Genomic DNA, 23,951 nt, shown 5'->3' with positions numbered 1-23,951 from the left:
GTTCCTGCCGGCATTGCGCCGAGAGGATATGGAGACGGCCGATGCATGGTTCCAGTGCCCTTGCCGCCGATGTCCGCGCCACCTGCGCCGGGCCTGCCGCGGCGCCAGCAGACGCGATCCGGTGACGGCATGACGATTTGCCCCTGCCCCGGGTCTCCACATCCGCTGACGACGGAGCTTCCCGGCGATCCTGCCTGACGCCGCTCTCCGGCGCCCCCACCTCGCATCCCGACACTTCATCGCGCGCCCATCCGCTGCGACATCGCCGGTTCGCGCCGCAATCCCCTTCCCCTTCACGAGTGACGCATATGAAAACGACAGTCTTTCGTCGGCTCCTGTGGAGTTCGAGCCTTGCCCTGGTGATGGCCGCAGGCGCGGCCACGGTGGCCGTCAACGAGCCGGAGCGCGCGGTGGCGAGCGAAGCCTCGCCGCAGCAGCCGACGCAGCCGGCCGCGCTGCAGGTGCCGGTCACGGCGGTGACGCCGCGCTCCATCACCCTCTGGAAGGAGTATTCCGGGCGCCTCGAGGCCGTCGACCGGGTCGAGATCCGGCCCCGCGTCGGCGGCGCGATCGAGGCGTTCCACTTTCGCGAGGGGGCTCTCGTGAAGAAGGGAGACCGCGTCGCGACCATCGATCCAGCTCCCTACGAGGCGACGGTCGCGCGGGCCCGCGCCGACGTCGAGGCCGCCGAGGCGCAGGTGCATCTGGCGGCGCTGGAAGTGGAGCGCGCAAAATCCCTCGTCACCTCGCGCACCGTTTCCCAGAGCACCCTCGACCAGCGCTCCAGCGCCTATGACCAGGCGGTCGCCAGCGCCGATGCGGCCAAGGCGGCGCTGCGGACTGCTGAGTTGGATCTCGGCTATACCGAGGTCCGCGCGCCGATCGACGGGCGGATCGGCCAGATCGAGGTCAGCGCGGGCAATCTCGTCGCGGCGGGGCTGTCGTCGCCGGTGCTGGCGACCATGGTCTCGGTCGATCCGATCTATGCCGGCTTCGACGTCGATGCGGGCGAGGTCGCCGGCATCCTCTCCGCCCTTCCCGATCAGGACGGCCCGCTGCCGGCCTATGGCGACATCCCGGTCGAGGTACAGCGCTTCGACGCCGATGGCGGCAAGCCGGCGCTGCGCGGGCATGTGCAATTGATCGGCAACGAGGTCGACCCGCTGAGCGGCACCCTGCGCATCCGGGCCGCGATCGACAATCCCAAGGGATCTCTCGTCCCCGGCGAGTTCGTCCGCATCCGCCTCGGCCAGCCGAAGCCGCAGGACAGGCTGCTGATCAGCGAGCGCGCCGTCGGCACCGATCAGGACCGCAAATTCGTCCTCGTCGTCGGCGACGACCACAAGGTCGAGTACCGCACCGTCCAGCTCGGCGCCTCGATCGACGGCCTCAGGGTCGTCGCCGACGGGCTGAAGCCCGGCGAGCAGATCGTGGTGGACGGGATCCAGGCCCTGACCCCTGGCACTCTCGTCGACCCCGAACCCGTCGCGCTGGCCTCCGCCAAGTAAGCCCGCGACGGTCTGAGACGGCCCGGCCCGCCCCCCGAGGCCGGGCCGTCTCGCCTATCCGATACCCGAAAGCCTCCCCCAGGCCAGCGTCCCGCGGGGCCGGCCCCGTGTCGCAGCGCCCGCCCGGCCGATGGCCGGGCTGTGGCCGACGCCTGCTGCCGCCCCATCACCGGCGATCCGGAGACACCTGCCGTGAACATCTCGAAGTTCTTCATCGATCGCCCGGTCTTTGCGGGCGTCCTGTCGGTGCTCATCCTGATCTGCGGCCTTCTCGGCATGCAGGCCCTGCCGATCTCCGAATATCCGGAAGTCGTGCCGCCCTCGGTCGTGGTGCGGGCGCAATATCCGGGCGCCAATCCCAAGGTCATCGCCGAGACCGTCGCGACCCCCATCGAGGAGGAGATCAACGGCGTCGAGGGCATGCTCTACATGTCCAGCCAGGCGACCGCCGACGGCGCGCTGACCCTCACCGTCACCTTCGCCCTCGGCACCGATCCGGACAAGGCCCAGCAGCTCGTGCAGAACCGGGTGAGCCAGGCCGAGCCGCGCCTGCCGGAAGAGGTGCGCGCCCTCGGCATCACCACCCGCAAGAGCTCGCCCGACCTGATGATGGTGGTCCACCTCGTCTCGCCGGACGGGCGCTACGACATCAAGTACTTACGCAACTACGCCGTCATCAACGTCAAGGACCGCCTCGCCCAGATCGCCGGCGTCGGCGACGTCCAGGTGTTCGGCTCCGGCGACTATTCCATGCGGGTCTGGCTCGATCCGCAGAAGGTCGCCGAGCAGGGGCTTGCGGCGAGCGACGTCGTCGCGGCGATCCGCGAGCAGAACGTCCAGGCCGCCGCCGGCCAGATCGGCGCGCCGCCGACGCGGGGCGACGTGGAGCTGCAGCTTTCGGTGAATGCGGAAGGCCGTCTGAACACGCCGGAGGCCTTCGGCGACATCATCGTGAAGACCGCCCCGAACGGCGCCGTCGTGCGGCTGCGTGACATTGCCCGCGTCGAGCTCGGCGTGTCGGGCTATTCCCTGCGCTCGCTCCTCAGCGGCAAGCCGGCCGTCGCCCTGCCGATCTTCCAGTCCCCCGGCTCCAACGCCATCGCCGTCTCCGACGCCATCCACGCGACGATGGACGAGCTGCAGGCGAACATGCCCCAGGGCGTGAAATACGAGATCGTCTACGACACGACGCAGTTCGTGCGCGCCTCGATCGAGGCCGTCGTCCACACGCTCCTGGAAGCGATCGTGCTCGTCGTCATCGTCGTCATCGTCTTCCTGCAGACCTGGCGCGCCTCGATCATCCCGCTGATCGCGGTGCCGGTCTCGATCGTCGGCACCTTCGGCGCGCTCTACGTGCTCGGCTTCTCGATCAACGCTTTGAGCCTCTTCGGCCTGGTGCTGGCGATCGGCATCGTCGTCGACGACGCCATCGTCGTCGTCGAGAATGTCGAGCGCAACATCGAGGAGGGGCTTGCTCCCCGCGAGGCGACCTACAAGGCGATGCGCGAGGTCTCCGGGCCGATCATCGCCATCGCCCTCGTGCTCGTCGCCGTCTTCGTGCCGCTCGCCTTCATCTCCGGCCTGACCGGGCAGTTCTACAAGCAGTTCGCCGTGACCATCGCGATCTCCACGGTGATCTCGGCGATCAATTCGCTGACCCTTTCGCCGGCGCTGGCCGCCCTCCTGCTGCAGGGCCACGGCGCCGAGAAGGACTTTCTCACCCGGGCGATGGACTTCGTCTTCGGCTGGTTCTTCCGCGGCTTCAACCGGGCCTTCGGCTCCGGGTCGAGGGCCTATGGCAACTCCGTCGGGCGGCTGTTCTCCCGCAAGACGATCGTCATGGGCGTCTATCTCGTGCTCGTCGGCGCCACGGTGTTCATGTTCAACCAGGTGCCGGGCGGCTTTGTGCCGGCCCAGGACAAGGGCTATCTCGTCGGCTTCGCCCAGCTTCCCGACGGGGCCAGCCTCGACCGCACCGAGGATGTCATCCGGCGGATGGACGCGATCGCCCTGAAGCAGCCGGGCGCCACCGACACCGTGTCCTTCCCCGGCCTGTCGATCAACGGCTTCACCAACTCCTCCAGCGCCGGCGTCGTCTTCGTCACCGAGGCCCCGTTCGAGGAGCGCGAAAACCTGCCCGGCGGTGCCATCGCCGGGGCGCTGAACCAGCAATATGCCGGGATCCGCGAGGCGACCATCGCCATGTTCCCGCCGCCGCCCGTCCAGGGCCTCGGCACCATCGGCGGCTTCAAGCTGCAGCTCGAAGACCGTGCCGGCCTCGGCTACGAGGCCCTCAGCAGTGCCACCAACGCCTTCCTGGCCAAGGCCCGGCAGGCGCCGGAGCTCGCCGGCATGTTCTCCAGCTACCGGATCTCGGTGCCGCAGCTCTTTGCCGATCTCGACCGCACCAAGGCGCACCAGCTCGGCGTCTCGGTGACCGACGTCTTCGACACGCTGCAGATTTACCTCGGCTCCCTGTATGTCAACGACTTCAACGCCTTCGGCCGCACCTATTCGGTGCGCGTCCAGGCCGATGCCGGCGATCGCAGCCAGCCCGACGACATCGCCCGGCTGAAGGTGCGCTCGGCCAATGGCGCGATGGTGCCGCTGTCGGCGCTGATGACGGTGAGGCCTTCCTCCGGGCCGGAACTGGCGAGCCGCTACAACGGCTTTCTCGCCGCCGACGTCAATGGCGGGCCGGCGCCCGGCTATTCGTCCGGCGAGGCCCAGGCGGCGGTGGAGCGCGTCGCGGCCGAGACGCTGCCGAAGGGCATCGGCTTCGAATGGACCGACCTCACCTACCAGCAGATCATCGCCGGCAATTCCGGCCTGATCATCTTCCCGCTGGCGGTGCTGCTGGTCTTCCTGGTGCTCGCAGCGCAATATGAGAGCCTGACGCTGCCCTTCGCCATCATCATGATCGTGCCGACGGGGATTCTGGCCGCGCTGGTCGGCGTCTGGCTCGACCACGGCGACAACAACATCTTCACCCAGATCGGCTTCATCGTCCTGGTCGGCCTGTCGGCGAAGAACGCCATCCTGATCGTCGAATTCGCCCGCGACCTGGAAATCTCCGGAATGGAGACCCGCAAGGCGGCGGTGGAGGCGAGTCGGCTGCGCCTGCGCCCGATCCTGATGACGTCGATCGCCTTCATCGCGGGCGTCGTGCCGCTGGTGCTGTCCACCGGCCCGGGTGCCGAGATGCGGGCGGCGATGGGCGTCGCGGTGTTCTCCGGCATGCTCGGGGTGACGATCTTCGGCATCTTCCTGACGCCGGTGTTCTATGTTCTGGTGCGCAGGCTGGCCGGCAACCGGCCGCTGACACGGATCGCGCAAGAGCCTATGGAGGAAGCCCCGGCCGTCCACCCGTGAGGCCTCGCCATTCGCCCGGCAGCGCTCGAACATCGTCGCCGGGCCGGCGGGACTCTTTGAAATCGCAGGAGAATTCCTACATGACAACGGCCGACACAGACTAAGAAGCGAACACCCGGGAGGAATCGACATGGCCAAGGGACGGCCGAGGGAATTCGACGTCGACGAGGCTCTCGACAAGGCGGTGCTGTTGTTCTGGCGACAGGGCTACGAAGGCACCTCGCTGGCCGACCTGATCGCCGCCATGGGCATCACCAAGCCGAGCCTCTACGCCGCCTTCGGCAACAAGGAACAGCTGTTCAAAAAGGCCGTCGACCGCTATGCCGACAAGCGCGGCGCCTTCCTCGACGAGATCCTGAGCCAGCCCTCCTCCCGGCGCGCCATCGAGCGCTTCCTGATGATGTTTACCGGCGCCGAGGCCCCCGACGGCACGCCCTGCGGCTGCCTGATGGTCCAGGGCGCGCTGGTCTGCAGCCCTGAGGGAGACGCCATCAAGGACGACCTCATGTCGCGGCGCATGTCGAACCTGAAGCGGCTGTGCGAGCGGCTGGAGCGCTGGAAGGCCGAGGGAGACCTGCCCGCCGACACCGACACCGAAAGCCTCGGCCGCTACGTCAACACCGTCGGCAACGGGCTGGTGGTGCAGGCGAATGGCGGCGCGAAGCCCGAAGAGCTCCAGGAGGTCGTCCGCCAGTTCATGCAGTTCTGGCCCGGCAAGGACCACGGGGCCGGCGCGGGCACCTGCGCCGCATAGGCCGATCGCCGCGCTCGCGGCAGCCGGCTGCCCGCTGCACGGCCGTGCCGCGCGGCCGGCTTTGCGGAGGGGCGGCCCGGCGGGCCTGAGGCCGATCGCCCCGCTTGCCTTGGCTCCGGGGCGATGCATCTTCACCGGCGATGAAACCCTTCGCCGATCTCCTCGACGCCCTCGTCCTGCAGCCCTCGCGCAATGGCAAGCTGAAGCTGCTCGTCGATCATTTCGGCGCGGTGGCCGATCCCGAGCGGGGCCTGGCGCTGGCCGCGATCACCGGCGACCTCGACATCCGGAGCGTCAAGCCGGCGATGCTGCGCGGCCTCGTGGCGGACCGCATGGACGAGGTGCTGTTCCGCTATTCCTACGACTATGTCGGCGACCTCGCCGAAACCATCTCCCTGGTCTGGCCCGAGGCGCGCGAAAAGAGCGATGCGAGCCCTCCGCCGCCGAGCCTCGACGAGATCGTCACCCGCCTCGACGCCGCCACCCGGCAGGAGGGGCCAAGGCTCGTCGAGGCCTGGCTCGACCGCCTCGACGCCTCCGGCCGCTACGCGCTCCTGAAGCTCGTCACCGGCGGCCTCAGGATCGGCGTTTCGGCGCGGCTCGCCAAGCAGGCACTGGCCGATTTCGGCGAGAAGGACATTGCCGAGATCGAGGAGCTCTGGCACGGGCTCGCCCCGCCCTACGAGGCGCTGTTCGCCTGGCTGGAGGGGCGCGCCGACAAGCCCGTCTCCGCGGCGCTGGCGCCGTTCCGGCCGGTGATGCTGTCGCAGCCGCTGGAAGAGCCGGACCACGGCCTGATCGATCCCGAAACCTATGCCGCCGAATGGAAGTGGGACGGCATCCGCGTCCAGGCGAGCGCCGAGGGCGGCGTCCGCCGGCTCTATTCGCGCACCGGCGACGACATTTCCGCCGCCTTTCCCGATCTGACCGACTTCATGACCTTCGAGGGCACCCTCGACGGCGAGCTCCTCGTTGCCGAGACCGCCGAGAAAAGCGGCGCGCCGCGCGTCGCGGAGCGTGGGGCGAGGCCGGACGACATCTTCGCGGCGACCTTCTCGGACCTGCAGCAGCGGTTGAACCGCAAGACCGTCTCCGGGGCGATCCTGAAGAAGCATCCGGTGTTCCTGCGCTGCTACGACCTTCTGATCGAGGACGGCGCGGACCTGCGCGCCCTCAGCTTCGCCGAGCGGCGGGAGCGCCTGGCGCGCTTCGTCGAGCGGCTGGAGCCGACCCGCTTCGACCTCTCGCCGCTGGTCGGCTTCCGAAGCTTCGACGATCTCGCCCGGCTGCGCGCCGCGCCGCCCCATCCGGTGATCGAGGGGCTGATGCTGAAGCGGCGGGATTCGGCCTATGTGCCGGGCCGCCCGAAAGGCCCCTGGTTCAAGTGGAAGAAGGACCCGCATCTCGTCGACGCCGTGCTGATGTACGCCCAGCGCGGCCACGGCAAGCGGTCGAGCTACTATTCCGACTACACCTTCGGGGTCTGGAGCGGGCCGGCGGACGATCCCGAACTCGTGCCGGTGGGAAAGGCCTATTTCGGCTTCACCGACGAGGAGCTGAAGCAGCTCGACAAGTACATTCGCGACAACACGGTGCAGCGCTTCGGGCCGGTGCGCTCGGTCCGGGCCGAGCCGGGCCACGGCCTCGTCATCGAGGTCGCCTTCGAGGGGCTGGCGCGATCGAGCCGGCACAAGTCCGGCGTCGCGATGCGCTTCCCGCGCGTCTCACGGCTGAGATGGGACAAACCGGCCTTCGAGGCCGACCGGATCGAGACCCTCGAGGCGATGTTGCGGGACTGAAAGTGGCAAGCGGGAGCGCGGCGGGTCACCGCCGGGGAAACGCTTCGACCAGCATGTCCAGGAAGGCGCGCAGCTTCGCCGTCGGCCGGCGGTCCGGGGCGTAGAGGACATGCATCGGCCAGGACGGCGCGTCCCAACCCGGCAGCAGCCGTTCCAGCCGGCCTGCGGCGACGAGCGGCGCGATCAGCATTTCCGGTCCCATGACGATGCCGGCGCCCGCCTCGGCGGCGTGGAGCATGGCGCGGGTGTCGTTCATCCGCAGGCGGCCGGCGACGCGCACGTCTTCCGCCTCGCCCTCTTGCCGGAAACGCCATGTGTGGCTGCGGGTCTCGCTCGATCCGAGGAAGACGAGGCACTCGTGTCCGGCAAGGTCGCGCGGATGGGACGGCCGGCCGTTCTGGGCCAGATAGGCGGGCGCGGCGGCGAGGACCAGACGGTACGGCCCGAGCGGCCGGGCGATCAGCGAGGAATCGGCAAGCTCGCCGATTCGGACGACGGCGTCGAACCCCTCCTCGATCAGGTCGACCCGGCGGTCGCCGAGGACGAGATCGACGTCCACCTTGGGATGGCGCTCGGCATAGCTGAGGACGAGCGGCGCCAGGAACGCGCTGCCGAAGGTGACGGAGGCGTTGATCCGGAGCCGGCCACGCGGCTCGGCGGCGACATCCTCGGCCAGCGCGTCGGCCGCTTCCGCCTCGGCGAGGACGACGCGGCACTGGTCGCGATAGGCGCGGCCGAGTTCGGTGAGGCTCTGGCGCCGGGTCGTGCGGGCGATCAGCCGGGCGCCGAGGCGCGCCTCGAGGGCCGCGACGTGCTTGCCGACCATCTGCGCCGACATGTCGAGCTCTGCGGCAGCGGCGGCGAAGGAGCCCTTGTCGGCGACCTTCACGAAGACCGACATGCTGGCGAGGCGGTCGATCATTCCAAACCACTGGTTTCGAGTTTGCGCATGAGGCGCAGCTTTATCATGGGGGTGATCGCAATCAAATGGGCGACGAGGCGTCAGGGAACGCCGATGGGCGACCCTGCCCTGCCCCGCAAAGCCAAGGAGACAACCGATGCGGATCGGAATGATCGGAGCCGGCTTCGTCAGCCAGAATCTTGCGGCCCTCGCCATCGCGAGAGGCCATGAGGTGATGCTCAGCAACTCGCGCGACCCGAAGACGCTGTTCAGCGCCGGGGCGACCCTCGGCTGCCGGACCGGCACGGCCGAGGAGGCGGCGGCCTTCGGCGACGTCGTCCTCGTCGCCGTGCCGCTGACGGCCTTCGACGCGCTGCCGGCGCCAGCGCTCGCGGGGAAGGTCGTCATGGACGCCAACAACTACTACCCCCAGCGCGACGGCCAGATCGGCGAACTCGATGACCATACAGAGACGACCAGCGAGCGCCTCGCCCGGCACCTGCCGGGTGCCCGCATCGTCAAGGCCTTCAATGCCATCCGGGCGGTCGAGCTGCCCCGCGACGCGAAGGCTGCCGGCGAGGCGGGGCGCCGGGCGCTGCCGATCGCCGGCGACGACGCCGAGGCCAAGCGGGTCGTCATGGAACTCACCGACGAGCTCGGCTACGAGCCGTTCGATGCGGGCGGTCTGGCGGAAAGCTGGCGGTTCGAACGGGCAAAGCCCGCCTATTGCGCGGCGCTCGATCGGGACGGCCTGAAAGTGGCACTGGCGGCGGCGGAGCGCGACGTCGAGGTGCCGGACGGCTCCTGGCGGCCGTGAGGCGCAGCGCCTTCCTGCTTCGGGGGAGGACAAGGGATGCGGGCGGGAACTTGCAGTCCGCCGGCATCCCGCCTACCTGCGGTGCCGAAGGACGACGACCACCCGGAGAACACCGCCGCCCATGTCCGAGCGCATCAACCAGATCCTCGGAGGCTCGCCGATCGGCGTCGCCATCCGGCTGATCCTGATCTCGATCCTCGTCGGGTTCATCCTCTCATGGCTGAACTGGAACCCCCACGACATCATCGACTGGGTCATCCGCTCGGTCGAATGGGCGTGGCGCTCGCTGTTCGGCTCGGTCGAGCGGGCGGTCTACTACTTCCTCCTCGGCGCCGCGATCGTCGTGCCGGTGTTCATCATCTCGCGGCTGTTGAAGATGGGGCGTCGGTAGGGGCCGGACCGAGTTCTGTCGCTTCTTGAGGGTAGCGCCGAGTTACCCCCCTCTGCCCTCGACGGATTAGCCGCCCCTAATCTCAGATCGCGAAGCCCAGGCTCACCCAGCCGCCCGCTTCAGGATCCGCACCGGGACGGATTTCGCCGCCGGCACATGGGCCCGGCGGGAGTGGTGCCAGAGCGGCACGAGCGCGTTCAGCTCGGGATAGTAGCCCGCGCAGTTGCCCTTCGGCAGCGGCCAGGCATGGACGCGGTAGTTCTCCACCCGCCGCGGCACGTCGTCGTCGCAGTGGGTCTCGATGTCCACCCGGTCCGCGTCCGTCAGGCCGAGCCGGCGCATGTCCGCCTCGTTCATCAGGATCACCATCCGCGTGCCCTTGATGCCGCGCAGGCGGTCGTCATAGCCGTAGACGGTGGTGTTGAACTGGTCGTTGGAGCGGATGGTGATGAGCTTCAGGACGTCGGGCCGCGTCGTGTCGATGTCCGGATCGACGTCGAAGCTCTCGGGGACGAGGAAGTTCGCCTTCTTCGTCTCGGTGCGCCATTCGCGTTTCGTGGCGCCGATGTCGCGGTGGAAGCCGCCGGGGGTCCCCATCCGGGCGTTGAAGTTCTTGAAGTCGTCCGGATAGGCCCGCTCGATCGCGTCGCGCACGAGGCTGTAGTCGGCGACCCATTCGTCCCACGGCACCGTCGACTTGCCGGCGACGGTCGCCTTGGCGAGTTCGGCGGTGATCTTCGGCTCCGACAGGAGCTCGCGTGAGGCCGGCTCGGTCTTGCCATAGGAGGCGTGGATGCAGGCGGTCGAATCCTCCATCGACACGACCTGGTCGACGCCGCCCTGGGCATCGCGCTCCAGCCGGCTGATGCAGGGCAGGATGTAGGTCTTCTCGCAGGTGAGGAGATGGTTGCGGTTGAGCTTCGTGGAGATCTGGACATTGAGGCGCATCTTGCGCCAGGCCTCCTCGATGCGCGCCGTATCGGGGACTGCCCGCGAGAAATTGCCGCCGAGGCAGACGAAGCCCTTCACCGAGCCGTCGAGCATCCCCTCGCAGGCCTCGACCGTGTCGAGACCCTTCTCCTTGGGCACCGTGAAGCCGTAGAACTCCTCGAACTTCTCGACCGGGATCAGCTCGAGCTTCTCGGTGATGCCGACGGTGCGCTGCCCCTGCACGTTGGAATGGCCGCGGATCGGCGAGATGCCGGCGCCCGTCTTGCCCATCATGCCCCGCATCAGGAGGAGATTCACCAGCATCTGGACGTTCTCGATGCCGTGCCGGTGCTGGGTGAGGCCCATGCCGTAATTGCCGATGACCTTGTCGGCCTTGGAATAGACCCGGCCGACATGTTCGAGCTCGGCCCGCGGCAGGCCCGAGCAGCGGACGATCTCGTCCCAGTCGGCGGCCCGCACGAAGGATTCGAACTCGTCGAAGCCGTGGCAGTGCTCCTCGATGAAGCCGACGTCGAGCACTCGCTTGCCGCCGGACACCTTCGCCGCGTCGTCGAGGGCGAAGACGGCCTTGGCGATACCGGTCATGGCGGCGACGTCGCCGCCGCCCTTCACCTGATAGTAGTCGCTGGACATTTTCGTGCCCTCGCCGGGGGAGAGCATCTCGACCGGGCTCTGCGGGTTCTTGAAGCGCATCAGCCCGCGCTCGAGCACCGGATTGAAGGTGATGACCGGGGCGCCGCGCTTCCTCGCCTGCTGGACCCAGTGGAGCAGGCGCGGGGCGTTGGTGCCGGTGTTGTGGCCGAAGAAGAACATCATGTCGCAGACGTCGAAGTCGGCCAGCGTCACCGTGCCGACGGGAGAGCCGATCGATTCCGGCAGGCCGACCGAGGTCGACTCGTGGCACATGTTGGAGGAATCCGGCAGGTTGTTCGAGCCGTAGATCCGGGCGAAGAGCTGCCACATGTGCGACGTCTCCAGCGCGGCGCGGCCGGAGACGTAGAAGACCACCGACTTCGGATCGAGAGCCTTCAGCTCCTCGCCGATCTCGCGGAACGCGTCGGTCCACTTGATCGGGACATACTGGTCGAGCGTCTTGTCGTATTTCATCGGGGTGGTCAGGCGACCCTGCTTCTCGAGGTCGTGGTCGGTCCATTCGAGGAGTTCCGACACCCGGTGCCTGGCGAAGAAGTCCCGGTCGCAGCGCTTGGCGGTGATCTCCCACATCGTCGCCTTGGCGCCGTTCTCGCAATATTCGAACGCTTTGGGGTCGGCGGGCTTGGCCCAGGAGCAGGAGACGCACTGGTAGCCGTCGGGCTTGTTCTGGTTCTGCAGCGTCGCCCAGACGGTCGAGGCGAGCAGCCCCTCCTGGTTGGCCTTGGACACCAGCGACTTCACGGAACCCCAGCCGCCGGACGGCTCGTCATAGGGCTCGATGATCGGCTTGTCGGTGTTTTCTGAGCGATCCATGGTCCGTCCTCGCAATTCGGCCGGCGCAGGGCGCGGCTGGATTGTAACTGTTCCAGAGGACGGAACTCGTCGATCGGGTTCGGGTTGCAGGAGACGGCCCGGCAGGGCGAGATTTAACGCTTAGGCCTGAACGCACTCCCTCTGCAGCAACCGGCGGAGCCGCCGCCTGGGAGAGCGCCTCAGCGCCCCTGCGGACCTCTCCCGCCAACGCCGGTCAACGCTGGACGACGAGCCGCGTCCTGCGGGTGAGGAAGGGTGCGAGCTTCGCCATGTCGCAGGGCGCGATGGCGATGCAGCCCTCGGTCGGGGGATGGCCGGGTTTGGCGACATGGAAGAAGATGGCGCTGCCGCGGCCGCGGGCGCGGCGGCGGTAGTTCCAGTCGAGGACGACGACGACGTCGTAGAGCCGGTCGTCGCGCGCAAGGCTCTCGGCGCTGGCGGGAAACGGCAGGCGGACGTGGCGGTTGTAGGCGGCGTGGGCCGGCGCGTCGCACCAGCCGTCGACGCCGGGGCGCACGCGGCGGACGGGAAGAGCGCTCTTCGGCCGGGCCATGCGATCACCGCGGGTCCCGCCGCGGAACCAGATTTCGGTGGCGGCCATGGCGGCGACCGGCGTCGCGCCATCGCCCTCGCGCTTGACGATCGTCGTGCCGGAACGCCCCAGCGCGCAGGGGATGCGGAACGATCCGGCGGCGAGAATGCCGCGCCTTTCCTCGCCCGGCTTGCGGCGAATGATGATGCGATCGATCGTCACGGGTGGCGCCACTTCGACATTGCGATTCTGCAACAGTGTTGTCCTAGCCACGAAGTCCCTATGTTACAATCAATCCGCCGACGATCGGGGCGGGCGAGCCCGCAATATTGGTGTCACGCGAACTGCGGTTGGGGATGAGCGCGAGAAGCATATTGATCGTCGATGACGACGATGACCTGAGAGAGACGCTGGCCGAGCAGCTGTCCCTGCATGAGGAATTCAATGTCCTGCAGGAGAATACGGCTGCCAAGGGCGTTGCCGCGGCACGCGGCGGCCTGATCGACCTCGTCGTGATGGATGTCGGCCTGCCGGACATGGACGGGCGCGAGGCCGTGAAGGTCCTGCGCAAGGGCGGCTTCAAGGCGCCGATCATCATCCTGACGGCACAGGACGCCGATTCCGACACGATCCTCGGCCTCGAGGCCGGGGCCAACGACTACGTCACCAAGCCGTTCCGCTTCGCGGTGCTGCTCGCCCGGATCAGGGCGCAGCTGCGCCAGCACGAGCAGAGCGAGGACGCGACCTTCCAGGTCGGGCCCTACGTCTTCAAGCCGAGCCAGAAGGTGCTGGTCGACGAGAAGGGCGGCAAGATCCGGCTGACGGAGAAGGAGACGGCGATCATCCGCTATCTCTACCGGGCGGACCGCAAGGTGATCACCCGCGACGTGCTCCTGGAAGAGGTGTGGGGCTACAATTCCGGCGTCACCACCCATACGCTGGAGACCCACGTCTACCGGCTGCGCCAGAAGATCGAGCCCGATCCCTCCAATGCGCGGCTGCTGGTGACCGAATCGGGCGGCTACAAGCTGATGCCCTGACGCTGCCGCCCACTGGCAAGGTCGGCCCGTGCGCGGCGGCGCCTCCCTGCGGGAGGTGGCTGCGTGCGCCGCTGCCGCCGGACCTTCGGTGCATTTCTGACGTTACGTCACATGATGCTTGCCTCGACGTTCACCCTTCCTCTACCAATCCCGTTCACGATAACGTCGCCGCGCCGCTGCGGCCACCGCCTGTCATTCGCCGCTTGCAGCCATCGTGATGGTTAATGCGGGCGGGGCCGCGGACCCGCAACACGACGCTGCACCTCGGGGCAGGAGAAGATCGGTACGCCGCAACCATGAGCCTCGAGAGCGACATCGCCATCCTCCGCAAGGTCCGGCTCTTCGACGAGCTTCAGACCGACCAGCTGCGGCTCCTGGCCTTCGGCGCCGAGCACCGGCGGCTGCGGGCGGGCGAATTCGTGTTCCGTGAGAGCGCCCGCGCCGATGCCGGCTTCGTCATCGCCAGCGGCGAGGTGGCGCTGATCCACGGGCGCGGCGAGGATGCCAGGGTGCTGTCGCGCCACGGGCCCGGCACGCTGCTCGGCGAACTCTGCCTGATCACCGAGACGACGCGGCCGGCCAGCGCCCGCACCGAGACCGACTGCGAGATGATTCGCATCTCGCGCCCGCTGTTCCGGCGCATGCTGGAAGAGTATCCGGAATTCACCGCCGCCCTGCACCAGCGCATCCGCGACGAGCTCGAAGCGATGCTCGCCGACATCGAGCGGCTGGAGGGGCGCTTCAGCTGAGGCGGACGCCGACGGGCGGCAGGTCCCGGCGAGCGACCTACAGCACGAACCGGGCGATCACCGGCACGTGGTCGGAGGGCTTCTCCCAGCCCCGCGCCTCGGCGAGGATCTCCACCTTCGACAGCGCCGGCGCCATGTCGGCCGAGCCCCACACATGGTCGAGGCGGCGACCCCGGTTGGAGGTGGCCCAGTCCTTGGCCCGGTAGCTCCACCAGGTGAACAGCACCTCCTCGGGCGGGAAATGCACCCGCATCAGGTCGGTCCAGTTGCCCTCTTCCTGGGCGGTGACGAGCCCTTCGGTCTCGACGGGCGTGTGGGAGACGATCTTCAGGAGCTGCTTGTGGGACCACACGTCGGTCTCCAGCGGCGCGATGTTGAGGTCGCCGCACAGGAGCGCCGAGACGCCCTCCTCGCCATTGGCATCCGTGCGCCGCAGCTCCTCGACGAAATCGAGCTTGTGGCGGAACTTCGGATTGATCTCCGGGTCGGGCTCGTCGCCGCCGGCCGGAACGTAGAGATTGTGGACACGGACCTTCCGGCCCGCCACCGCGATCCGCGTCGACAGGTGCCGCGCATCGCCGACGGCACAGAAATCCTGCCGGACGATGTCCTCGAAGGGCAGCTTCGAGATCGTCGCAACGCCGTGATAGCCCTTCTGGCCATGGATCGCGACGTGGCCGTAGCCCATCGCCCGGAACGCCTTCTCGGGGAACTGGTCGTTCGGGCACTTGGTCTCCTGCAGGCACAGGACGTCCGGCTGGTGCTCCTTCAGGAACCGCTCGACGAGCCCGATCCTCAGGCGCACGGAGTTGATGTTCCAGGTGGCGAGGGAAAAATCCATGGGGCTCGGCGCGTTCGGGGGCGGGAAGGAGCGGGCTGTCGGTCCGGCTTAGGTCGCAGGGTCCGCGCGGGCAAGCGCCGGGACGCGTCTATCCCCATGGGAGTGGCCATCGACGCGGTCGGGCGAAGCCCTGCGGCAGGCTCGGTCGACCGAGGCGGCCGCACCGGATTTGCCCGGCCCTCCCCTGCGGTGATACAGCCTGCCCCTTCGACCCGCGCCGGATGGCGCCGGGCAGACAGCGGCAGGGCGACAGGATGACGGCACGAACGGAAATTGAGGCGAGGTCGGGGCGATGCGCCTAGGAGGCCGTCTCGCCGCCGCGATCGAGGTGCTGGAGGACATGGAGGCGCGCCGCCGGCCGGTCGCCGATGCCTTGAAGGACTGGGGCCTTTCCCACCGCTTCGCCGGCTCCGGCGACCGGGCGGCGATCGGCAATCTCGTCTACGACGCCCTGCGCAGAAAGCGCTCCTTCGGCTTTCGCATGGGCGACGACGGCGCCGCCGCGCTGGTGTTTTCGGCGGCGATCGAGGGTCTCGGCATGACGCCGGACGCGCTCGCCGCAGCCCTCGAGGGCGACCGGTTCGCGCCTGCGATGCCGACGCAGGGTCAGCTCCAGCGCTTTCTCGCGGCCGATCTCTCCGAGGCTCCCGCGGCCGTCGCCGCCGACGTGCCGGACTGGCTGGGCGAGCGCCTTGCGGCCTCCCTCGGCGAGGGCTGGGCGGGCGAGGCGGCGGCGCTCGGCGAGCGCCCGCCGCTGGACCTCAGGGTCAACACGCTGAAGGCCGACCGCGACAAGGTGGTGAAGGCGCTGGCGCCCTTCGACGCCCGGCCGGGCGACCTCCCGCCGCAAGCCGTGCGGATCGCCGCCATCGCCGGCTCCGGCCGCCACCCCAACGTCCAGATCGAGGCGGGCTTCCAGAAGGGCTGGTTCGAGATCCAGGACGAGGGCTCGCAGCTCGCGGCGCTTCTCGCGGGGGCCGCCCCCGGCGAACAGGTGCTCGACCTCTGCGCCGGGGCCGGCGGCAAGTCCCTGGCGCTCGCGGCGATGATGGAGAACAGCGGCCAGGTGCATGCCGCCGACAGCGACCGCCACCGGCTCGCGCCGATCCACGAGCGGCTGTCGCGCGCCGGCGCCCGCAACGTCCAGGTCCACGATCCGCGTGAGGACATGGCGGGCCTGTTCGGCCGCATGGACCTCGTCCTCGTCGATGCGCCCTGCACCGGCTCGGGCACCTGGCGGCGCCGGCCGGACGCCAAGTGGCGCCTGTCCGAGACCGCGCTTTCCAAGCGACTGGAAGAGCAGGACGCGGTGCTCGACCGCGCCGTCCGCTTCGTGCGGCCCGGCGGCCGGCTCGCCTATGTCACCTGCTCGCTCCTCGCAGAAGAGAACGCCGCCCGCATCGCCGCCTGCCTCGAGCGCCACCCGGACAAGGGGTTCGTGGTCGCCGACGCCGGCGCACGGTGGGACGCCATGGTGCCGGGCGGCGCCGGGCGCTGCCGGATCGAGACGCTGGCGGGTGGGACCGTCCTCACCATGACGCCTCGCCTCACCGGCACCGACGGATTCTTCTTCGCGCTTCTGGAGCGGGCCAAATGACGCGCTACGTGGCCCTGCCGCTGTTCCTGCTCCTCACCGTCGGCGGCGGGGCGCTGATCGGTCTCTCCGTCGAGACCGGCGGCTGGTATGCCGATCTCGCCAAGCCCGTCTTCAACCCGCCGGACTGGGTGTTCGGCCCGGTCTGGGGAACCCTCTACGTGCTGATCGGCATCGCCGGCTGGCGCGTCTGGCGGGCCGGGCTCGGCGCTCCCCAGAAGCTCTGGTGGGGGCAGCTGGCGCTGAACTTCGTCTGGCCGCCGATCTTCTTCACGGCGCATCTCCTGGGGCTCGGCCTTTTGGTCATCCTCGCCCTGGCCGCTGCGATCGGGGCCTTCATCGCCGCGACGTGGCGGGCGGAGCGCACCGCGGCGCTCTTGTTTCTGCCCTATCTCGCCTGGGTCGCCTATGCGGCTCTTCTCAACGCGGCGCTCTGGTGGTTGAACTGACGGGTGAACCCGTCCCGTCTGGATCCGCGATGACCGACTTCGACCCCGCAAAGCTCGACTGCTCGCTGGAAACCCTTTCGGGCCGGCGCGTCCTCTTCGTCATGGCGGCGAGGGCCGAATATGGCGAGAAGCTCAAGGCCCGGATCCGGCCGCTGATGACCGGCGTCGGCCCGATCGAGGCGGCGCTCGGAACCGGCGTCGCGCTGCATGCGCTGCAGCTGGCCGGGCACTTCCCCGACCTCGTCGTCTCGCTGGGCTCGGCGGGATCGCGGCTCCTGGAACAGGGCGAGGTCTATCAGGTCGCCTCGGTCTCCTGGCGCGACATCGACGCCTCGCCGCTCGGCTTTGCCAGGGGCGTCACGCCCTTCCTCGACCATCCGGTGGAAACGCCGCTGCCGACGCCGGTCCCGAGCGTGCCGGCGGCCCGACTGTCCACCGGCTCCGACATCGTGACGGGCGCGGGCTACGACCGGATCGACGCCGACATGGTCGACATGGAGACCTTCGCGGTGCTGAGGGCCTGCCAGCGCTTCGCCGTGCCGCTGGTCGGCCTGCGGGGGATCTCCGACGGCGCCGCCGAGCTCCACCACTACGACGACTGGGCGACGCTGCTGCATGTGATCGACGCGAAGCTGGCCGATGCCATCGACCGACTGGAAGTCGCCATCGGCGCGGGCCTCCTCGCCGCCCCGGACCGCTGACGCCGGGGGCGTGGCAGAGGGCACCCGGTCCGATCCTCGCGATGGACCGAACCCGGGCGGCCGACGCGGAAGGATGCGTCGCCGCCCTGCCCGAAGGCCTTACGCCGCCTTCTTGTTGACCTTGCTGCTGCCGAGCTTCGACAGCTTCTCGTCGGTGGACTTCTCCTCGGCGAGGGTCGCCTCCAGCGTCTTCACCGCGTCCTTGTGGCCGAGCGTGCCGGCCCAGGCGATGAGGGTGCCGTAACGGGCGATCTCGTAATGCTCGACGGCCTGGGCCGCGGCCAGCATCGCCGCGTCGAGGGTGTCGGGGTCCTCGACCTCGTCCATCAGCTCGGTCGCCTCGTGCAGGATGCCGACGATGGCGTCGCACTTCACCGTCGAGGGCTTCTTGCCGATCGCCTCGAAGACGCTCTCGAGGCTGGTCACGTGGCCCTTGGTTTCCTCGAGATGCTGCTCGAAGGCCGCCTTCAGATCCGGCGAGCCGGCCTTCTTGGCCATCTTCGGCAGGGCTTTGACGATCTGCTTTTCGGCATAGTAGACGTCTTTCAGCGTGTGCAGAAAGAGATCGTCGAGACTCTTGACGCTCATGTCTTCGCTCCGTGGCGGCTGAATGCCGCGGCGGTTCAATGAGATCCGACGCGGCGCGTTCCCGCCGGTCCGGCGCAAGATTCACCAGCCGGCTAGCGATGGCGGCCGGTTGGCGACGAATGCTCCGTCCGCCTTCTGGACAATCGCGTCCGCCTTGCCTAAAGCCTCGCCATGACAGCGCACCCCGACACCGTCCTCATCATCGACTTCGGCTCACAGGTCACGCAGTTGATTGCGCGACGTGTGCGCGAAGCCGGCGTCTATTCCGAGATCGTGCCGTTCCAGTCGGCCGAAGAAGGCTTCCACCGCCTGAAGCCGAAGGCGGTGATCCTCTCCGGCTCGCCGGCCTCCACCGGCGACATCGGCGCGCCGCGGGCGCCGCAGGCGATCTTCGAGGCCGGCATCCCCGTCCTCGGCATCTGCTACGGCCAGATGACCATGTGCGTGCAGCTCGGCGGCAAGGCCGAGCCCTCGACCCATCGCGAATACGGCCGCGCCTTCCTCGAGATCGAGAAGAACTGCGCGCTGTTCGACGGAATCTGGCCCGAGGGCACGCGCCACCAGGTCTGGATGAGCCATGGCGACCGGGTGATCGACATGCCCGAGGGCTTCGAGATCTTCGCCCGCTCGCCCGGTGCGCCCTATGCCGTCTTCGGCGACGAGGACCGGCGCATGTACGGCATCATGTTCCATCCCGAAGTCGTCCACACGCCGGATGGCGGCAGGCTCCTGTCGAACTTCGTCCACCGCGTCGCCGGCCTGACCGGCGACTGGACCATGGCCGCCTTCCGCGAGCAGGCGGTCGAGGAGATCCGCAGGAAGGTCGGCGACGGCAAGGTGATCTGCGGCCTCTCCGGCGGCGTCGATTCCTCCGTCGCGGCGGTCCTCATCCACGAGGCGATCGGCGACCAGCTCACCTGCATCTTCGTCGACCACGGCCTTCTCAGGATGAACGAGGCCGAGGAGGTGGTGACGATGTTCCGCGACCACTACAACATCCCCCTCGTCCATGTTCAGGCGCAGGACCTGTTCCTCAACGCGCTGGAGGGCGAGCTCGACCCCGAGGTCAAGCGCAAGACCATCGGCCGGCTGTTCGTCGAGACCTTCGAGGCCGAGGCGAAGAAGCTGGGCGGGGCGGACTTCCTCGCCCAGGGAACGCTCTATCCCGACGTCATCGAATCGGTGTCGTTCACCGGCGGACCGTCGGTGACGATCAAGTCGCACCACAATGTCGGCGGGCTGCCCGAGCGCATGAACATGCAGCTCGTCGAGCCGCTGCGCGAATTGTTCAAGGACGAGGTGCGCATCCTCGGCAAGGAACTCGGCCTGCCGGAGCATTTCATCGGCCGCCAGCCCTTCCCCGGCCCGGGCCTTGCCATCCGCTGCCCCGGCGGCGTGACCCGCGAGAAGCTGCGGATCCTGCGCGAGGCCGACGCGATCTATCTCGACGAGATCCGCAAGGCCGGCCTCTACGACGCCATCTGGCAGGCCTTCGCCGTGCTCCTCCCCGTCCAGACCGTCGGCGTGATGGGCGACGGGCGGACCTACGAGTTCGTCTGCGCGCTCCGGGCCGTGACGTCCGTCGACGGCATGACGGCCGACTTCTACTCCTTCGACATGGAATTCCTCGGCACCACCGCGACGCGGATCATCAACGAGGTCAAGGGCATCAACCGCGTCGTCTACGACGTGACGAGCAAGCCCCCGGGGACGATCGAGTGGGAATGATTCAGACCCATCCGGTGGTTCATGCCCACCCGCGGGTACCCGGAGATGCGCCACGCTGCGCCTTCAGGAAACCCGGTGCCGTTCACCTTGCCTGAAGCATGAAGCACGCCGGAGCGCAGCCCCTCTTCGGCGGGGCTTTCGACGCACCGGCGACTGGAGGTGTCAGGAGGTCAATCGTCAGGGGCGATACCTTTTGCGGAAGCCGACCAGCGAAACATCCTCCCGCATCTCCATCACATTGGCGTTCTGAACTTCCACATGGGCCGTCAGTCCGCGCTCGAACGACAACCGGAACTCGCGATAGGCGTCGCTCTTCCCGTCGATCGAAAGCCGGCAGGCCGAGCCCGCGTCCGAGTATTTGCAATCCTGCGCTGTCAGGATGTGGGACAGGAGAGGGGCCGGGTTGCTGTCGATCCATATGGAGAGTTTGGCGCCGGGGTTGCCGAGCCGGTTCGTCGTGATGGTGAGCGACACCGGCTTTCGCTTCGCATCTCGCTCGAACGTGAATGTCACGTTCCGGCCGGACGGATCACCGACCATCAGATCGACGCTTTCCGCCCCGGCGGTTGACGGAAGCGCTGTCGCAAGGCCGGCGCCCAGAAGAACAAGGGTGCGGAGTCGTTTCAACATCGGGCAAGTCCTCTGAAGTTCGTTCGGATGACGGGAATGGGGCCGTGTCGATCCTCCACCGGCGGTGCGCCTCTTTCCCGCAGGGATGAGGAACGGCGCTGACGCCGGACGATCGCCGACGATGTCACGGCCGCCCGGGCGGCCGTGAACCGAGCTCTGGCGGCGGCAGGATGCGCAAGGCGTTACGCCGCGCTCCTGCCGATGGATCAATTCACCCGGTAGACGACGGGGCAGTTGACGAGGAAGCCCACGGCCTTCGGCGGCCCGCCCTCGAGGCTCTCGATGATGCCCTTGGCGCCGGCATCCTCGATGGCGATCGCATCGGTCATCTTCGTCCGATAGCCCTTCTCGATGGCGGCGTCGGTCCATTTCACCGGAAACAGTCGCCACATCGGGCTGTAGTCGAGATTGATCGTCGGAATCCCGCCGAGAACGTTCAGCGGCCCGTGGCTCCCCTCGTCCGACAGCGCGCTGTTGACGCCCTGGCGGAACGGGTTGTCGATGCCGGTCGGACCGTTGGCGATGGCATAGATGCGTTCGGCCGACTCGCCGGGCGCTGCGTCCTCCAGCGCGAAAGGCAGGTCGCTCGTCGCCGGCGCCAGCGTCGCCGCCTCGAGAGTGGCGATGAGCGGGTGGTTCGCCTCGGTCGAGATGTAGAAGATCGGCTTGCCGAAGGTGTAGCCGAGCGTCATCTGCAGCGTCACGGTCCCGTCGCGCGGACAGATCTTCAGCACCTTGTCATGGACCTTGGTGTAGTCGGGATTGCCGTCGCACATCGCGTCGAGTTCTTCGGCGGAGACGTCGAAGGCCACCATCGGCATGTTGAAGACGGCGTTCTTGGCATTGTCGAGCGCCACCAGCGGCGAGTAGTCGGCGTCGCCGACCGAACCCGGCTGGAACGCCGTCGGCGGAAAGAAGTTCGGCGCCTCGCCCGGCGTCACGCTGTGGACGGGCGAGAAGTCGATCTTGCCGGTCTCGAAGGTGAAGGTGCCGTCTTTCTCGAACCGGCCCTTGCGCGACGCCTTGCCGGTGACCCCATAGGCGAGCTTGGCCGAGTAGTTGATGCCGTGGAGATTGGCGAGGTTCTCGTCCGTCACATCGGTGAGGATCGACCAGACCGCCTCGCCCGAGGCGAGCTTGCCCTGGCGGAGCGGCAAGGTCACGGTTCCCGCTTCGAGATCGACGATCGCCGACTTCATCAGAAGCACCGGACCGAGGAACGAGGGATTGACCTCCGAGGGCGATGGCTGCGCGACGACGATGTGATGGTCCGGAAAGATCGATTGGGGCGCGGGCCGCGCCTCGTGCAGCGGCTTGCCTTCAACGCCGCGATTGATCACCTCAGCCGCTGCATCGTGAACCAGGAAACTCGCTCCAACCATTGCGAGGGCGAGGAGGCCGCTGCTCTGTCTACCGTCTCGTTTGAACGTCATGTCGGTCTTACCCAGGTTAGGATGACGCGCCACTTTGCGCGCCCACTGGGTAAGCCGTTCCACCATCCCGGTATTCCGATTAGTTCCGGTCCTTTACAGTTTCGTTCGACGGGCCGTCGCAGATCAGCTCTTCGAGATTTTCAACCAGGCGCCGGGAGACAGGTGCGTCGCCTGGCGGAAGCTCGACGTGAAATGCTGCTGGGAGCTGAAGCCACACATCAGGGCCACGTCCGCCAGCCGCTCGCCGCGGAGCAGGAGCGTCTTCGACCTCTCGATGCGGAGCCTCATGACGTATCGATGCGGTGGAAGCCCCGTGGACTGGCGGAAGGCCGTGCAAAAAATAGCGGGGCGAGAGGCCCGCGATGCCGGCCAGACGCGCGAGCGACACGTCCTCGGCAAGATGGGCCTCGATGAACTCCAGGACACGTTGCAAGGCCTTCGGCGCCAGCCCCATGCGAGCCGATCGGGAAGCAACCGTCCGGTTGGAATGGTGACGCAGAAGATGGATCGTCAGCAGCGTGCTGTGGCTCTGCGCCTCCAGCAGAGACGGTGGTTCCGTCCCGTCTCGTGCGCGGTCGACATAGAAGTCGACCATCCTGCGGAGCTGGGCATCCTGTGTCAGGATCCGGTCGTCGCGCAGTTCCAGTCCCGCCGACGAGACGTCAGTATTTTCTTCGAAGATCGCCGCGACGAACTCTGCCTTGAAGTATATCTGGCAGATCGAGACCGATCCTTCGGCCTTGTATCGCCGCGTCTCGCCGCCGGGATAAAGCATGAAACTGTCCGGATGGGCACCGCCGCGTCGTCCAGCGAAGCGGCCGTCGAGGCGCTCCACGGGACCTCCGGACCGCACGAAGCTCAATGTCGCGTGGTCATGCGGGCGGTAGCGGACATCGAAGCCCCGCCGAGCACGCCAGATTCCGACCGGCATGCTCCAGCGTTCCTCGATCCCGAAGAGTCCTGCTCCCTCGATCTGCGGATGGTTCTCTGCGATGTCGGATACTTGATCGGGGGTGTCGTCGAAAGCGGTGCCACGCATGGCGCCCTCACCTGTACTAGTCGATTTCTTCCTCGTACTTCGAAGTGAGTGCGGCTTTTATTACGTTGCGGTTCCTCGATGATTCGCAGCCTCCGGTCGGCCCAGGCGAGCCGTCCCCCTGGCGACGATTCGACTTTGCTCTCAGGCGCTTGCCGCAAACCACAAAGGGCACTGCGAGCAGCCGGCCGCAGCATCGCCGCGAGCAAAATCCGTTTCGCCGCGTTCACATCCGCGCGAAGTCGGCTGCGTCGGCGCCTCGGGCGCGAGGGGATATCGGGCGGACACGGACTTGAACGGTCGGATCACCGGTCGCCACTCCTGCCCATGACGATCGCCTGGCGGCAGCGCCGAATGTTCAGCGAAGGTCCGACGGCAAGTTCGCGCCCGAGCCCATTGAGGCCGCGCGGAGATGGATGCGGTCGTTCCTGGTCTTGCCGCCGATGGGGGTCTTCATCGGGTAGACAGGGTCCATCACCTCGGCCCTCCGCCCTTCACAGACAGGCGGGATCGCCCCTTCAGGGCGGACGGACGGACGGTGGCGGTCCGGCCATCGGTGCCGGCTCGTGACGCAGCCGGGTTTCCAGCTTCCCCTCGGCTTGGGGCGCGATGTTTGCCCGTGTCGGCCGAGCCCCCTGCCCACCCGCGCCGCTCGTTCACCTATGGCATG

The 23,951-nt window shown here is 68.0% G+C and carries 20 protein-coding genes; 12 read left to right on the top strand and 8 right to left on the bottom strand.

Translation table 11 applies throughout. From position 1 onward, the window contains the following. The first annotated feature begins 308 nt into the window (after positions 1-308). The 4 genes from ATO4_RS11910 to ATO4_RS11895 all read left to right on the top strand — a co-directional run bounded on the left by ATO4_RS11910 (position 309) and on the right by ATO4_RS11895 (position 7,433). The gene (locus tag ATO4_RS11910) at positions 309-1,508 is read left to right on the top strand and encodes an efflux RND transporter periplasmic adaptor subunit (RefSeq protein ID WP_083591729.1); all 1,200 of its coding nucleotides are present in this window, start codon (positions 309-311) and stop codon (positions 1,506-1,508) included. A gap of 192 nt (positions 1,509-1,700) precedes the next feature. Further along, entirely contained in the window at positions 1,701-4,880 is a 3,180-nt protein-coding gene (locus tag ATO4_RS11905; RefSeq protein WP_083591771.1) for a multidrug efflux RND transporter permease subunit, read from the top strand. Positions 4,881-5,010: 130 nt separating this feature from the next. Beyond that, positions 5,011-5,634 carry a TetR/AcrR family transcriptional regulator gene (locus tag ATO4_RS11900; RefSeq protein ID WP_083591728.1) on the top strand — a complete coding sequence of 208 codons (624 nt, stop codon included), beginning with the start codon at positions 5,011-5,013 and terminating at the stop codon, positions 5,632-5,634. Positions 5,635-5,774: 140 nt separating this feature from the next. Continuing rightward, positions 5,775-7,433 (top strand): cisplatin damage response ATP-dependent DNA ligase, encoded by a 1,659-nt coding sequence (locus ATO4_RS11895; protein ID WP_083591727.1) that lies wholly within the window; start codon positions 5,775-5,777, stop codon positions 7,431-7,433. A 25-nt stretch (positions 7,434-7,458) separates the two neighbouring features. Here ATO4_RS11895 and ATO4_RS11890 read toward each other — a convergent pair whose 3' ends face one another. Further along, entirely contained in the window at positions 7,459-8,355 is an 897-nt protein-coding gene (locus ATO4_RS11890; protein ID WP_348626461.1) for a LysR family transcriptional regulator, read from the bottom strand. Between the two features lie 136 nt (positions 8,356-8,491). Here ATO4_RS11890 and ATO4_RS11885 point away from each other — a divergent pair, with 136 nt between their 5' ends. Continuing rightward, positions 8,492-9,151, top strand: a complete 660-nt coding sequence (locus ATO4_RS11885; protein WP_083591726.1) for an NAD(P)-binding domain-containing protein — start codon at positions 8,492-8,494, stop codon at positions 9,149-9,151. Between the two features lie 121 nt (positions 9,152-9,272). Continuing rightward, the gene (locus ATO4_RS11880; RefSeq protein ID WP_083591725.1) at positions 9,273-9,542 is read left to right on the top strand and encodes a DUF6460 domain-containing protein; all 270 of its coding nucleotides are present in this window, start codon (positions 9,273-9,275) and stop codon (positions 9,540-9,542) included. 102 nt (positions 9,543-9,644) lie between these two features. On the opposite strand, the gene ATO4_RS11875 is transcribed toward ATO4_RS11880, so the two are convergent. Further along, a complete protein-coding gene (locus ATO4_RS11875) occupies positions 9,645-11,960 on the bottom strand; it encodes an FdhF/YdeP family oxidoreductase (RefSeq protein ID WP_083591724.1) in 2,316 nt (771 codons plus the stop codon). A gap of 214 nt (positions 11,961-12,174) precedes the next feature. Beyond that, on the bottom strand, positions 12,175-12,747 hold the full coding sequence (locus tag ATO4_RS11870; protein ID WP_245308710.1) for a L,D-transpeptidase family protein: 573 nt from the start codon (positions 12,745-12,747) through the stop codon (positions 12,175-12,177). A 101-nt stretch (positions 12,748-12,848) separates the two neighbouring features. Here ATO4_RS11870 and ATO4_RS11865 point away from each other — a divergent pair, with 101 nt between their 5' ends. Both ATO4_RS11865 and ATO4_RS11860 read left to right on the top strand, forming a co-directional pair. After that, positions 12,849-13,532 carry a response regulator transcription factor gene (locus tag ATO4_RS11865; RefSeq protein ID WP_083591723.1) on the top strand — a complete coding sequence of 228 codons (684 nt, stop codon included), beginning with the start codon at positions 12,849-12,851 and terminating at the stop codon, positions 13,530-13,532. 296 nt (positions 13,533-13,828) lie between these two features. After that, positions 13,829-14,281, top strand: coding sequence for a cyclic nucleotide-binding domain-containing protein (locus ATO4_RS11860; RefSeq protein ID WP_083591722.1), 453 nt, complete (start codon positions 13,829-13,831; stop codon positions 14,279-14,281). Between the two features lie 37 nt (positions 14,282-14,318). Here the strand turns inward: ATO4_RS11860 and xth are convergent, their stop codons facing one another. Next, complete coding sequence (gene xth / locus ATO4_RS11855; protein ID WP_083591721.1) at positions 14,319-15,122, bottom strand: exodeoxyribonuclease III; 804 nt, start codon at positions 15,120-15,122, stop codon at positions 14,319-14,321. Between the two features lie 292 nt (positions 15,123-15,414). Between xth and ATO4_RS11850 the strand changes: the two genes are divergently transcribed. From ATO4_RS11850 to ATO4_RS11840, 3 genes are read left to right on the top strand one after another with little or no spacing between them, the layout of a single operon-like run. Further along, positions 15,415-16,719: an RsmB/NOP family class I SAM-dependent RNA methyltransferase gene (locus ATO4_RS11850; protein WP_083591720.1), complete on the top strand. Its 1,305-nt coding sequence runs from the start codon at positions 15,415-15,417 to the stop codon at positions 16,717-16,719. Beyond that, positions 16,716-17,165, top strand: a complete 450-nt coding sequence (locus ATO4_RS11845; protein WP_083591719.1) for a TspO/MBR family protein — start codon at positions 16,716-16,718, stop codon at positions 17,163-17,165. Before ATO4_RS11850 ends, ATO4_RS11845 begins: the two co-directional genes overlap by 4 nt. Positions 17,166-17,194: 29 nt before the next feature. Beyond that, positions 17,195-17,866, top strand: a complete 672-nt coding sequence (locus ATO4_RS11840; protein WP_083591718.1) for a 5'-methylthioadenosine/S-adenosylhomocysteine nucleosidase — start codon at positions 17,195-17,197, stop codon at positions 17,864-17,866. 99 nt (positions 17,867-17,965) lie between these two features. Here ATO4_RS11840 and ATO4_RS11835 read toward each other — a convergent pair whose 3' ends face one another. Further along, positions 17,966-18,454, bottom strand: a complete 489-nt coding sequence (locus ATO4_RS11835) for a ferritin-like domain-containing protein (RefSeq protein ID WP_083591717.1) — start codon at positions 18,452-18,454, stop codon at positions 17,966-17,968. Between the two features lie 171 nt (positions 18,455-18,625). On the opposite strand from ATO4_RS11835, the gene guaA reads away from it, so the two are divergent. After that, a complete protein-coding gene (guaA, locus tag ATO4_RS11830) occupies positions 18,626-20,182 on the top strand; it encodes a glutamine-hydrolyzing GMP synthase (RefSeq protein WP_083591716.1) in 1,557 nt (518 codons plus the stop codon). 177 nt (positions 20,183-20,359) lie between these two features. On the opposite strand, the gene ATO4_RS11825 is transcribed toward guaA, so the two are convergent. The 3 genes from ATO4_RS11825 to ATO4_RS28365 form a co-directional block, all read right to left on the bottom strand. Continuing rightward, on the bottom strand, positions 20,360-20,812 hold the full coding sequence (locus tag ATO4_RS11825; RefSeq protein ID WP_083591715.1) for a hypothetical protein: 453 nt from the start codon (positions 20,810-20,812) through the stop codon (positions 20,360-20,362). Positions 20,813-21,018: 206 nt separating this feature from the next. Continuing rightward, entirely contained in the window at positions 21,019-22,245 is a 1,227-nt protein-coding gene (locus ATO4_RS11820; RefSeq protein ID WP_139802402.1) for a hypothetical protein, read from the bottom strand. 79 nt (positions 22,246-22,324) lie between these two features. Next, a complete protein-coding gene (locus ATO4_RS28365; RefSeq protein WP_245308709.1) occupies positions 22,325-23,284 on the bottom strand; it encodes a hypothetical protein in 960 nt (319 codons plus the stop codon). Positions 23,285-23,951: the final 667 nt, after the last annotated feature.

The sequence above is a fragment of the Aurantimonas sp. 22II-16-19i genome (assembly GCF_002088275.1).
Classification (GTDB): Bacteria; Pseudomonadota; Alphaproteobacteria; order Rhizobiales; family Rhizobiaceae; genus Jiella.
This window is presented reverse-complemented; position numbering and strand designations above follow the sequence as displayed.

Bases quoted from the DNA above. Each gene is read 5' to 3' on its own strand.
- ATO4_RS11910 (WP_083591729.1), top strand. From the start codon at position 309: ATGAAAACGACAGTCTTTCGTCGGCTCCTGTGGAGTTCGAGCCTTGCC.
- xth (WP_083591721.1), bottom strand. From the start codon at position 15,122: ATGGATTTTTCCCTCGCCACCTGGAACATCAACTCCGTGCGCCTGAGG.
- ATO4_RS11860 (WP_083591722.1), top strand. From the start codon at position 13,829: ATGAGCCTCGAGAGCGACATCGCCATCCTCCGCAAGGTCCGGCTCTTC.
- ATO4_RS11840 (WP_083591718.1), top strand. From the start codon at position 17,195: ATGACCGACTTCGACCCCGCAAAGCTCGACTGCTCGCTGGAAACCCTT.
- ATO4_RS11890 (WP_348626461.1), bottom strand. From the start codon at position 8,355: ATGATCGACCGCCTCGCCAGCATGTCGGTCTTCGTGAAGGTCGCCGAC.
- ATO4_RS11865 (WP_083591723.1), top strand. From the start codon at position 12,849: ATGAGCGCGAGAAGCATATTGATCGTCGATGACGACGATGACCTGAGA.
- ATO4_RS11880 (WP_083591725.1), top strand. From the start codon at position 9,273: ATGTCCGAGCGCATCAACCAGATCCTCGGAGGCTCGCCGATCGGCGTC.
- ATO4_RS11835 (WP_083591717.1), bottom strand. From the start codon at position 18,454: ATGAGCGTCAAGAGTCTCGACGATCTCTTTCTGCACACGCTGAAAGAC.
- ATO4_RS11885 (WP_083591726.1), top strand. From the start codon at position 8,492: ATGCGGATCGGAATGATCGGAGCCGGCTTCGTCAGCCAGAATCTTGCG.
- ATO4_RS11850 (WP_083591720.1), top strand. From the start codon at position 15,415: ATGCGCCTAGGAGGCCGTCTCGCCGCCGCGATCGAGGTGCTGGAGGAC.
- ATO4_RS11875 (WP_083591724.1), bottom strand. From the start codon at position 11,960: ATGGATCGCTCAGAAAACACCGACAAGCCGATCATCGAGCCCTATGAC.
- ATO4_RS11900 (WP_083591728.1), top strand. From the start codon at position 5,011: ATGGCCAAGGGACGGCCGAGGGAATTCGACGTCGACGAGGCTCTCGAC.
- ATO4_RS11895 (WP_083591727.1), top strand. From the start codon at position 5,775: ATGAAACCCTTCGCCGATCTCCTCGACGCCCTCGTCCTGCAGCCCTCG.
- ATO4_RS28365 (WP_245308709.1), bottom strand. From the start codon at position 23,284: ATGCGTGGCACCGCTTTCGACGACACCCCCGATCAAGTATCCGACATC.
- ATO4_RS11845 (WP_083591719.1), top strand. From the start codon at position 16,716: ATGACGCGCTACGTGGCCCTGCCGCTGTTCCTGCTCCTCACCGTCGGC.
- ATO4_RS11820 (WP_139802402.1), bottom strand. From the start codon at position 22,245: ATGACGTTCAAACGAGACGGTAGACAGAGCAGCGGCCTCCTCGCCCTC.
- guaA (WP_083591716.1), top strand. From the start codon at position 18,626: ATGACAGCGCACCCCGACACCGTCCTCATCATCGACTTCGGCTCACAG.
- ATO4_RS11825 (WP_083591715.1), bottom strand. From the start codon at position 20,812: ATGTTGAAACGACTCCGCACCCTTGTTCTTCTGGGCGCCGGCCTTGCG.